The organism is Geodermatophilus maliterrae, from assembly GCF_041018925.1.
GTDB classification, from domain to species: Bacteria; Actinomycetota; Actinomycetes; order Mycobacteriales; family Geodermatophilaceae; genus Geodermatophilus; species Geodermatophilus maliterrae.
The window spans coordinates 95551-106287 of the sequence record NZ_JBFNXQ010000007.1 but is presented as its reverse complement, the minus strand read 5'-3'; the positions used below and the strand labels follow the sequence as shown (position 1 = coordinate 106287).

Below are 10737 nucleotides of genomic sequence, written 5' to 3'. Positions count from 1 at the left end.
GCACGGCGGTGGCCTCGGCGGGGAGGGACGCGGCGAGGTCGTCGACGAAGCGGGCGAACAGGGAGGTGAGCGTGCGGAGGTCCTCCGGCGACCAGTCCGCCGTCACCCGGGCCAGGTGGGCCTCGCGCTCGGCGCGGAGCTGCTCCAGGGCCTCCCGCCCGGCATCGGTGACGACGAGGAGGCTGGCCCGGCCGTCGGTCGCGTCGGCGACGCGCCGCACCAGCCCCTGCTCGATGAGGACGGCGACGTGGCGGCTCACGGTGGACGGGTCGGCGTGCACCAGCTCGGCGAGGGCGCCCTGGCGGAGGGGGCCCAGCCGGACCAGCGGGAACATCAGGACCAGCGCGGCGCGGTCGCGGCTCTCGGTGGCCTGCGCCTTGACCGCGTGGATCACGCGCATGAAGCGCGGGAGCTGCTCGCCGAGGGTGTGCAGCTCCGGTGTCCGGTCGTCGGGGTATGCGGCCGGACCTGGCGCAGGGGGAGGGGAGGGCACGGGTCCTCCGGAGACCGAGGCGGAACAGGAACACGTGCACGGTACAACCTGTTGTCTCCAGCAAGCAAACAGTTGTACGGCACACGCAAGTGAGGCGCCGCACGCCCGTACGGGGGCGTCCGGTGGGACCCTGGAGGGGCCCGTCGGCAGGACCGTCATGGGGTGGCGTCCGCGTGCCGGTGCGCCGAGCGCCCGACGCACCGCCGACCGCCGACGAACGACGAGGAGACCCGCGTGAGCACCCCGCCCGACGACCTGCGCTCGCGGCTGGCCGGGCTCACCCTCGACGACGAGCACCGGCTCGGCCGCCGGCTCGACGCCCTGCGCCGTACCAGAGACGCCGCGGCCCGCGGCCGAGCGCTCGAGAAGCTCGCCGCCGACGTCGCCGCGGCGGAGGAGCGCATCGCCCGGCGCCGCGCCGCGCTCCCGGTGGTCACCTACCCGGAGCAGCTGCCGGTCAGCGCGCGCCGCGACGACATCGCCGCCGCGCTGCGGGGGCACCAGGTCGTGGTGGTCGCCGGGGAGACCGGCTCGGGCAAGACGACCCAGCTCCCCAAGATCGCCCTCGAGCTGGGCCGCGGGGTCCGCGGGCGGATCGGGCACACCCAGCCGCGGCGGATCGCCGCCCGCACCGTGGCGGAGCGGATCGCCGAGGAGCTGGAGACCCCGCTGGGCGAGGTCGTCGGCTGGAAGGTGCGCTTCACCGACCAGGTCGGCGACACCACGCTGGTCAAGGTCATGACCGACGGCGTGCTGCTCGCCGAGATCGGCCGCGACCGGCTGCTGCGCCAGTACGACACCCTGGTCATCGACGAGGCGCACGAGCGCAGCCTCAACATCGACTTCCTGCTCGGCTACCTGGCCCGGCTGCTGCCCCGCCGACCCGACCTCAAGCTGGTGATCACCTCGGCGACCATCGACGTCGACCGGATCGCCAAGCACTTCTCGATGGACGGCGCGGAGGTGCCGGTCGTCGAGGTCAGCGGGCGCACCTACCCGGTGGAGGTCCGCTACCGCCCGGTGGTCGACCCCGACGACCCGGACGCCGATCCCGACCGCGACCAGGTGAGCGCGATCTCCGACGCGGTCGACGAGCTGACGGCCGAGGGCCCGGGCGACGTCCTGGTCTTCCTCGCCGGCGAGCGGGAGATCCGCGACACCGCCGACGTCCTCACCGAGCGCTTCCCCTCGGCCGAGGTCCTGCCGCTCTACTCCCGGCTCTCGGCCGCCGACCAGCACCGGGTGTTCGCCCCGCACACCGGGCGGCGGATCGTGCTGGCCACCAACGTCGCCGAGACCTCGCTGACCGTGCCGGGCATCCGCTACGTCGTCGACCCCGGCACCGCGCGCATCTCCCGGTACAGCTCCCGGCTCAAGGTGCAGCGGCTGCCGATCGAGCCGATCAGCCAGGCCTCGGCGCGGCAGCGCTCCGGTCGCTGCGGGCGCACCTCCGACGGCATCGCGATCCGGCTCTACACGCGAGCCGACTTCGACAGCCGGCCGGAGTACACCGACCCGGAGATCCTGCGCACCAGCCTGGCCTCGGTGCTGCTGCAGATGGCGGCCATGGAGCTCGGTGACGTCGCCGACTTCCCCTTCATCGACCCGCCGGACCGCCGTGCGGTCGCCGACGGCCTCGCGCTGCTCGAGGAGCTCGGTGCCCTGGCCGAGGACGGCGCGCTGACCCCCACCGGGCGGGCGCTGGCGACCCTGCCGCTGGACCCGCGGATGGCCCGGATGGTCGTGGAGGCCGACGGGCGCGGCGTGCTGGAGGAGGTGCTGGTCATCGCGGCGGGGCTGACCATCCAGGACCCCCGTGAGCGGCCCAGCGAGCACCAGCAGGCCGCCGACCAGTCGCACGCCCGGTTCGCCGACGAGAACTCCGACTTCCTCGCGCTGCTCAACCTGTGGCGGTACGTGGGCGAGCAGCAGGACGCGCTGTCGGGCGGCCAGTTCCGCCGCACCCTCAAGCGCGAGTTCCTGCACTACCTGCGCATCCGCGAGTGGCAGGACCTCTACGGCCAGCTGCGCAGCACCGCCCGCCGGCTGGGCATGACCGTCGGCGATCTCGCCCCCGAGCCCGACGAGCGCGGCATCTCCGCCGCCCTGCTCTCCGGGTTGCTGTCCCACGTCGGCCTGCAGGTCGAGGAGGGCAAGGGCCGCGACGGCGACCGGCGGCGCGGCGGCCGCGAGTACCTCGGCGCCCGCAACGCCCGCTTCGTGATCGCACCCGGCACGCCGCTGGCGAAGAAGCCGCCGCGCTGGGTGGTCGCCGCGGAGCTGGTGGAGACCAGCCGGCTGTTCGCCCGCACCGTCGCGCGCATCGACCCGGAGGTCGTCGAGCGGCTGGCCGCCCACCTGGTGAAGCGCGAGTACTCCGAGCCGCGGTGGGACGCCAGGCGCGGCTCCGTCGTCGCCACCGAGCGGGTCACCCTCTACGGCATCCCGCTCGTCGTCGGCCGGCGGGTGCAGTACGGCTCGATCGACCCGGTCGTGTCCCGGGAGCTGTTCATCCGGCACGCGCTGGTGCAGGGCGAGTGGACGACGCACCACCGGTTCTGGGCGGACAACCAGCGGGCGCTGCAGCGGGTCGCCGAGCTCGAGGAGCGGGCCCGCCGCCGCGACATCCGGGTCGACGACGAGACGGTGTTCGAGCTCTACGACGCCCGCGTCCCGGCCGACGTCGTCTCCACCCGGCACTTCGACCGGTGGTGGAAGGCCGCGCGCCAGGAGACCCCCGACCTGCTCACGTTCACGCCGGAGATGCTCACCAACGCCGCCGCGGCCGGGCAGGTGCGCGTCGAGGACTTCCCGGACGAGGTGCCGCTGACGCAGGGGCTGACGCTGCCGCTGTCCTACGCGTTCGCGCCCGGCGCCCCGCAGGACGGCGTCACCGTCGACGTCCCGCTCGCGGTGCTCGACACCGTGGCCGAGCGGACGTCGGGGGAGTCGCTGGCCTTCACCGTGCCCGGGCTGCGGGGGGAGCTGGTGACGGCGCTGCTGCGCACCCTGCCCAAGCAGCTGCGCCGGGCGCTGGTGCCCATCCCCGACCGGGTCCGCGAGGTGCTGCCGCGGATCGCGCCCACCGAGCCGCTGCTGCCGGCGCTGGAGCGCGAGCTGCGGCGGGTCGCGGGCGTCGTCGTCCCGCCGGACGCGTGGCACCCGGAGCAGGTGCCCGACCACCTCCGGGCCACGTTCCGCGTGGTCGACGAGCGCAACCGCACGCTGGCGCAGGGCAAGGAGCTGGCCGCGCTGCGCGCCGCGGTGGCGCCCCAGGCGCGGGCGAGCCTGGCCGCGGCGGCGTCCGACGTCGAGCGCACCGGGCTCACCGCCTGGACCATCGGGGACCTCCCGCGCACCGTCGAGGTCCGCCGCGGGGGGCACGTGGTCACCGCCTACCCGGCGCTGGTCGACGAGGGGGCGACGGTCGGCGTCCGGGTGGTGTCGACCGAGGTCGAGGCGACCCGGCTGACCTGGCGCGGTGCGCGCCGGCTGCTGGTGCTCGCCGCCGGGTCGCCCACCCGGCAGGTGGTCAAGGGCCTGTCCCCGACGACCCGGCTGGCGCTGCAGTTCAACCCGGACGGCGAGATCCCGGCCCTGGTCGACGACTGCGTCGACGCTTCCGCCGACGAGCTGCTCGCCGCCGCGGGCGGCCCCCCGCGCGAGGAGGCCGCCTTCGCCGCGCTGGTGCAGACCGCCCGCGCACAGCTGCTGCCGTTGACCGCCGACACGGTGCGCCGGGTCGAGGCGGTGCTCACCCAGGCCCGCGAGGTCGCCGTCGCGATCGGCGCTGCGCCGGGCCGGCGGGTGCCCGAGGCGGCGGTGGCCGACCTGCGCCGGCAGATGGGCGGCCTGCTGCACCGCGGCTTCGTCGCCGCGGCCGGGCGGCGCCGGCTGCCGGACCTGGTGCGCTACCTCCGGGGGATGGTGCACCGGCTGGAGAAGCTGCCGGCCAACGCCGTCCGCGACGAGCTGGCGATGCGGCAGGTGGCCGCGGTGACCGTGGAGTACGAGCAGCTGCGCCGGCAGGTGCCCGCCACGGGAGCACCGGACGACCCGGTCACCCGCGTCCGGTGGATGCTCGAGGAGCTGCGGGTCGGCCTGTTCGCGCAGGTGGTCGGTACGCCGCGGCCGGTGTCGGAGCAGCGGGTCTACAAGGCGATCGACGCCCTGACCGCCTAGAGGCCTCAGCCGGTGGCGTCGGCCGCCCCGTCCGGAGCGTCCTCGGAGCCGGCTCGGGGGCCTTCGCGCAGCAGGGCGGAGATCCGCTGGCGGGTGACGCCGAACAGCGAGGCGATGCGGTTGATGCTCACCCGCTCGTCCTGCAGCGCGCGGGCCTGCGCCCGCCGCCAGGACGACCCGGCTCCGGAGAGGGCGGAGAGCACCGTGGTGATCCGCTCGACGACGAGCGGGCGCGCCTCGGCGCTGACGATCTCTAGCCAGCTGTGCCCCGCCCGGCGCTCGGCCAGCAGCTGCTCGGCGCGCTCCCGCGCACCCTGCAGCTCGACGGCGCACCGGTCGATCTCCTGGAGCAGCTGCTCGAGGGCCAGGAACGCCGTGTCCTCGCCGACCCCGGGCTCCCGGGCCCCACGCTCCGCCGCCGCCACTGGTCCCTCCACGCCTGCCTCCCTTGTCGTCGCCCGGCACCGCCGTCGGTCTCGTCCACCGGATCGGTTGCACACTACCGTGATGAACACCCCTTGCGTGCAACGGGCGTGACACGCAATGAGGCTTGCACGCAACGGTGGTTGCGCCCAGCTGGCGGAGCTGAGAAGGTCGCCTCCGATCCGGTCAAGCACAACCGACCGCCCGGGCGGTCACTGGGAGCCGCTCTCCATGTCGACACTCACCGCCCGCGTCGACCTCCCGCCGTCGGCCTGCAGCGTCCCGGCGGCCCGGCACTTCGTGCACGAGGTGCTCCAGGCGTGGCGGGCCCCGCAGGACGACGCCGACGTGGCCCTCCTGGTGACCGAGCTGGTGGCCAACGTCGTCGACCACGTCGGCGGGGAGAGCGTGCTCTCCCTCGACCTGGAGTACTCCGACGGGCAGCTGCGCGTCGCCGTCGCCGACGGGTCGGCCATCCGGCCGGTCGTCGGGGAGCTGCGGGGCGACCAGCCGCGCGGCCGGGGCATGCAGATCGTCGAGGCGATCGCCGACTGCTGGGGCGTCGAGGACGCCGACGGCGGCAAGCGGGTCTGGTTCGTCATCGGACCGGGCGACGGCTGAGCCGCCGCGCCTCGGGCGGGGGTTTGGGTCCGGAGGCCTCCGGGGAGGGCTGGGAGGACCGAACACGCCCGACGGAGGAGACGCGATGAGCGAGCCCACCAGCCACACCGAGGCCGCCGGCGAGGGCCTGAGCGACGAGGAGATGGTCGAGACCGTCGCCGGTCAGACCGACAGCGCCTCGGGCCACGCCTACAAGGCCGGCAAGGACTGGGACGGCGACGCCAGCCAGACGCCGGCGCCGCCGGACGACCCGTCCTGAGTCCCCCCGGCGCCGTCCCCGGCGGGCGGGACGGCGCCGGCGCCGGTCGGCGACCGCTCAGCCGCGGTGGGGCGGCAGCATCCCGGCACCGACGGTGGCGTTGGTGGCCTCGTCGACCAGGATGAACCGCCCGGTGACCCGGTTGCGGTTGTAGTCGTCGACGAACAGCGGCTGCGTGGTGCGCAGCTTCACCCGGCCGATGTCGTTGAGGCCCAGCTCGGTCGCTTCCGGGTCGCGGTGCAGCGTGTTGACGTCGAGCCGGTAGGTCAGCTCCCTGACCATCCCCCGCACGGTCCGGGTGGTGTGCTTGACCGCCAGCCGCTGGCGCGGTCGCAGCGGCTCGTCGGCCATCCAGCAGACCAGCGCGTCGAGGTCCTGCGTCACCTGCGGCGCGTTGCCCGGGCGGCTGATCAGGTCGCCGCGGGAGACATCGAGGTCGTCGGTGAGCCGCACGGTGACCGCCATGGGCGCGAACGCCTCGTCGACCGGGCCGCGCGGGCCGTCGATCGCCGCGATCGTCGTGGTCAGCCCGCTGGGCAGCACCAGCACCTCGTCACCGGCGCGCAGCACGCCGCTGGCCACGGTGCCGGCGTAGCCGCGGTAGTCGTGGTGGGCGTCGGACTGCGGCCGGACGACGTACTGCACGGGGAACCGGACGTCGACGAGGTTGCGGTCGCTGGCCACGTGCACGTGCTCGAGGTGGTGCAGCAGCGAGGGCCCCTGGTACCAGGGCGACCGGTCCGACCGGGTGACGACGTTGTCGCCGTGCAGCGCCGAGATGGGGACGACGGTCAGGTCGGGGACGTCGAGCTTGGCGGCGAACGCGCTGAACTCGTCGGCGATGGCGTCGAAGGTCGACTGCGACCAGTCGACGAGGTCCATCTTGTTCACCGCGACCACCAGGTGCGGCACCCGCAGCAGCGAGGCGAGGAAGGCGTGCCGCCGGCTCTGCTCGAGCATCCCCTTGCGGGCGTCGACCAGCACGATCGCCAGGTCGGCGGTCGAGGCGCCGGTCACCATGTTGCGCGTGTACTGCACGTGGCCGGGGGTGTCGGCCAGGATGAACGTGCGCCGCAGGGTGCTGAAGTACCGGTAGGCGACGTCGATGGTGATGCCCTGCTCCCGCTCGGCGCGCAGGCCGTCGGTGAGCAGCGCCAGGTCGACGTAGTCGCCCTTGCTCGCCCGCTCGATCGCCTCGTACTGGTCCTCGAAGACCGCCTTGCTGTCGTAGAGCAGCCGGCCGATGAGGGTGCTCTTGCCGTCGTCGACCGAGCCCGCGGTGGCGATGCGGAGGATGTCCTTGCGCGCCGTCGCGAGCTCGGCCGCCTGCTCGGCGGCGGGGGAGTGGACGTCGACGACTGGCTCGGACACGCCCCCATCATCCCCACCGGCAACGGACGGCAGCGTCCGGGGCCGGGGCCGGGGCAGGGGACGCTGGTGTGAGCAGGGCCACCGGGCCCTCGGGAAGGGGCGGGCGTGGGCGGCTTGGTGTTCCTGGTGCCGGTGCTGCTGGTCGTGTCGCTCGGCTACGCCGTCACCTACGTGGTCGCCGAGGCGCTGGGCGTGGCCGCGCCCGAGGCGGTGGCCTGGCCGGCCGGGCTGCTGCTGTTCGCCGCCACCGCCTGGGCGGCGCTGCGGTGGCGCCGGCGCCGGGCCGCCCGGCGGCGCGCGGCCAGGAGCGGTCCACCACCGCGGCGTCGCTGACCGCCACGACGGTCCGGTGGCGCACCGTCCCGCGGGACGCCACTCACGCCCGCACGGCCGGGCGCAGTGCGGGCAGCCACCCGACGGCGTCGGCGCCCTTGCTGAACGTCCAGCGGGCGTCCCCGGTGGCCGCCCGCGGTCGGTCGGGACTGGTGCGCCAGCTCGGCGACCTGCGCGGTGGTGGCCTCGAAGGACTCCGTCCAGCCGGTCGGCGGCGCCACGGCGGCCGACGTGCTGTTGGGGCCCACCCCGCCGACCACCATCGCGCCCAGGGTCACCGTGGTCACCCCCGGGACGGTCAGGCCGGTGGCCGACACCGACGGGTCGACGGCGGTGGAGGCCGGCGTGTCGAAGGGCGCGGCGTTGTCCATGCCCCGGAAGGCGGTCGTCCCGGCGTTCCACTTCTGGGCGTTGGAGAGCTGCCACCGGTAGGACGCCGGTTCCACGGCGGCGTCGGTCACCACGCGGGCGTAGACGAACGTGGTCGCCAGCCCGTGGACCCCCAGGGGTGGGACGACCGGCGTCCACCCGGGCGGCACGCTGGCCATCGTCGGGTTCTTGTCGGCGTTGATCTCGGCGACCAGCACGTCACCGGTGGCCACGCCGGCCGGGCGCGCGACCGTGACGTCGGTGACCGCCGTGGTGCTCGTCGCGGTGCCGGAGGCGCCCACGGTCACCATCCCCCGCGCCGGCGCGGCGACCAGCGGGACGCCGGCGTGCCAGTACCGCTTGGTCACGGTGTTGCTCGCCAGCACGACCATGCCGGTGCTGCCGTCCACCGCCTGCTTGGTCGTCGTGGCGTTGTTGACGGCGGCGAGTCGGCGTCGCGGATGATCGGCGTCCCGCGGCCTGCGGGGAACACCGGGTCGGCCATCGGGGCCGACTTCTGGTAGACGGTGCCGGGGGTCCCGGGCGCCGGGCAGCCGCCGCTGCTCGGCGCGGTGGCGACCACGTGCACCATCTGCTGCTGCTCGTCGAGGACGACCTGGGGCCGGGTGTGGCAGTCGGCGAGCGTGCCGATCGTCGTCACCGACCACGCGCCCGTCCCCGGCTTGAACTGCAGCAGCTGGATCATCGGGTCGGTCGGGGCCGAGGTGTCCAGCTCCCCCAGGCTGGTCTTCACGGCGGCGTAGACCCGTCCGGCCTGGTCCGACTGCAGCGACCGGACGTTGAGGTGGTCGTCGACCTGACCCCTGCCCCGGACGGCCACCGAGCCCTGCCACTGCCCGGCCGCGGTCCCGTCCACGTGCACGGCCCAGTACACCGTGTCGTCGGCCTGGTTGCCGCAGAGCAGGCCCACCTTGTTGCCGCCGAAGGTCACCACGGCCGACATGTCGTCGGTGGAGACCGCGGTGTTGGTGTTGGTGGCCTGTAGGACGGCCGGCGTCCCCCAGGTGGCGCCGCCGTCGGTGGCGGAGTTCATGTACACGGCCGCCGACCAGCCGCTGGTCGCCGAGCCGCTCACCTGCGTCCAGGTCGCCCAGATGGTCCCGGTGGTGTCCTTCGCGATGGTGAGCGACTCGCTGGAGGCGTCGTTGACGGCCGTGGGGAAGCCCGCGTCCAGGGTGTACGCCTTCGTCACCGGTGAGTAGCTGTACCGGTACAGCCGGGCCGGCCGGCCGGGCACCGAGGCCTGCGGCGCCGTGGTGTTCGACACCGCCACCCAGTTGGTGGCCACGGACAGCTCGGTGCCGTCCCACAGGACGTCCGAGGAGGTCTCCCGGCGGTCGTCCACCGGCACGCCGGTGTCCACCCAGGTCTGCGTCGAGCGGTCCAGGCGGTGGATGTGCCAGGTGCGGGACACGGAGTCGAACATGACGGCCCACCAGGAGCCGTCGTTGGACCAGAGCTTGCTCTGCGGCTTGTCGGCGGTCGGCGGGTTCGGGGCGCCGGTGAAGGACTGGTCCAAGTATCCGATGTCACCCGGTGCCGCCGCAGCGGTCGACGGGGCGACCACCGCTCCCGCCACCACGAGGGCGGCCAGCACCGCCGTCACCGCGACCCTGCAGACCCTGCTCATCGACACCCCCTGGCGGTCCCCCCGTGCGCCGGGGGCACGTGCCACGTGCCGGGACGGCGACGCCCCGGCACGCCGGCCACGGTAGGCGTCGTGCGCCGGAGGACGGGGGCCTCTAGAAGTAGCCCTCCTTCTTCCGGTCCTCCATCGCCGCGTCACTGACCTTGTCGTCGCCGCGGGTGGCGCCGCGCTCGGTCATCCGGGTCACCGCGATCTCCGCGATGACCTCCTCGACCGTCGTCGCCCGCGAGCGCACCGCGGCGGTGAGGTTGGCGTCGCCCACCGTGCGGTAGCGCACCGTCTCGCGGAAGACGCGCTCGCCCTCGCGCGGCTGCACGAACTCGTTGACCGCGTACAGCATCCCCTGCCGCTCGACGACCTCCCGCTCCTGCGCGAGGTAGAGCGGCGGGATCGCGATGTCCTCGCGGAGGACGTACTGCCAGATGTCGAGCTCGGTCCAGTTCGACAGCGGGAAGACGCGGATCGACTCACCGAGGTGGATCCGCCCGTTGTAGAGGTCCCACAGCTCGGGGCGCTGGTTCTTCGGGTCCCACTGGCCGAACTCGTCGCGGAAGGAGAACACCCGCTCCTTGGCGCGCGCCTTGTCCTCGTCGCGCCGGGCGCCGCCGAACAGCGCGGTGAAGCCGTGCTCCTCGACCGCGTCGAGCAGCACCGGCGTCTGGATACGGTTGCGGGAGCCGTTCGGCTCCTCCTTGACCAGGCCCCGCGCGATCGCGTCGGGCACCGAGGCGACCACCAGCTGCACGCCGAGCTCGGCGACGCGCTTGTCGCGGAACTCCAGGACGTCGGGGAAGTTCAGGCCGGTGTCGACGTGCATCACCGGGAACGGGATGCGCGCCGGGCCGAAGGCCTTGCGGGCCAGCTCCAGCATGACGATGGAGTCCTTGCCGCCGGAGAACAGCAGCACCGGGCGCTCGAGCTCGGCGGCCACCTCGCGGATCACGTGGATGGACTCCGCCTCCAGCGTCTCCAGCTGGGTGAGCCGGTAGTCGGGAGTGGTCACCCCTCCAGTGTCGG

Annotated in this window: 9 protein-coding genes; 3 read left to right on the top strand and 6 right to left on the bottom strand. The window is 74.2% G+C overall.

Annotated features, from left to right (window positions below; all coding sequences use genetic code 11):
- The coding region (locus tag ABQ292_RS04325; protein WP_369203589.1) for a MarR family winged helix-turn-helix transcriptional regulator at positions 1-493 on the bottom strand (493 nt) is incomplete at its 3' end.
- A gap of 234 nt (positions 494-727) precedes the next feature.
- Here ABQ292_RS04325 and hrpA point away from each other — a divergent pair.
- The gene (gene hrpA, locus ABQ292_RS04320) at positions 728-4675 is read left to right on the top strand and encodes an ATP-dependent RNA helicase HrpA (RefSeq protein WP_369203587.1); all 3948 of its coding nucleotides are present in this window, start codon (positions 728-730) and stop codon (positions 4673-4675) included.
- A gap of 5 nt (positions 4676-4680) precedes the next feature.
- On the opposite strand, the gene ABQ292_RS04315 is transcribed toward hrpA, so the two are convergent.
- Positions 4681-5112 carry a hypothetical protein gene (locus tag ABQ292_RS04315; RefSeq protein WP_369203585.1) on the bottom strand — a complete coding sequence of 144 codons (432 nt, stop codon included), beginning with the start codon at positions 5110-5112 and terminating at the stop codon, positions 4681-4683.
- A 217-nt stretch (positions 5113-5329) separates the two neighbouring features.
- On the opposite strand from ABQ292_RS04315, the gene ABQ292_RS04310 reads away from it, so the two are divergent.
- Complete coding sequence (locus tag ABQ292_RS04310; RefSeq protein ID WP_369203583.1) at positions 5330-5719, top strand: ATP-binding protein; 390 nt, start codon at positions 5330-5332, stop codon at positions 5717-5719.
- Positions 5720-5804: 85 nt separating this feature from the next.
- The gene (locus ABQ292_RS04305) at positions 5805-5978 is read left to right on the top strand and encodes a hypothetical protein (protein WP_369203581.1); all 174 of its coding nucleotides are present in this window, start codon (positions 5805-5807) and stop codon (positions 5976-5978) included.
- Between the two features lie 57 nt (positions 5979-6035).
- Here ABQ292_RS04305 and ABQ292_RS04300 read toward each other — a convergent pair whose 3' ends face one another.
- The 4 genes from ABQ292_RS04300 to cysD all read right to left on the bottom strand — a co-directional run bounded on the left by ABQ292_RS04300 (position 6036) and on the right by cysD (position 10723).
- On the bottom strand, positions 6036-7349 hold the full coding sequence (locus ABQ292_RS04300; protein ID WP_369203579.1) for a sulfate adenylyltransferase subunit 1: 1314 nt from the start codon (positions 7347-7349) through the stop codon (positions 6036-6038).
- Between the two features lie 167 nt (positions 7350-7516).
- Entirely contained in the window at positions 7517-8461 is a 945-nt protein-coding gene (locus ABQ292_RS04295; protein WP_369203577.1) for a hypothetical protein, read from the bottom strand.
- Positions 8416-9702 (bottom strand): hypothetical protein, encoded by a 1287-nt coding sequence (locus ABQ292_RS04290; RefSeq protein ID WP_369203575.1) that lies wholly within the window; start codon positions 9700-9702, stop codon positions 8416-8418. Before ABQ292_RS04290 ends, ABQ292_RS04295 begins: the two co-directional genes overlap by 46 nt.
- 112 nt (positions 9703-9814) lie before the next feature.
- Complete coding sequence (gene cysD / locus ABQ292_RS04285; RefSeq protein WP_438940565.1) at positions 9815-10723, bottom strand: sulfate adenylyltransferase subunit CysD; 909 nt, start codon at positions 10721-10723, stop codon at positions 9815-9817.
- Between the last annotated feature and the right edge of the window lie 14 nt (positions 10724-10737).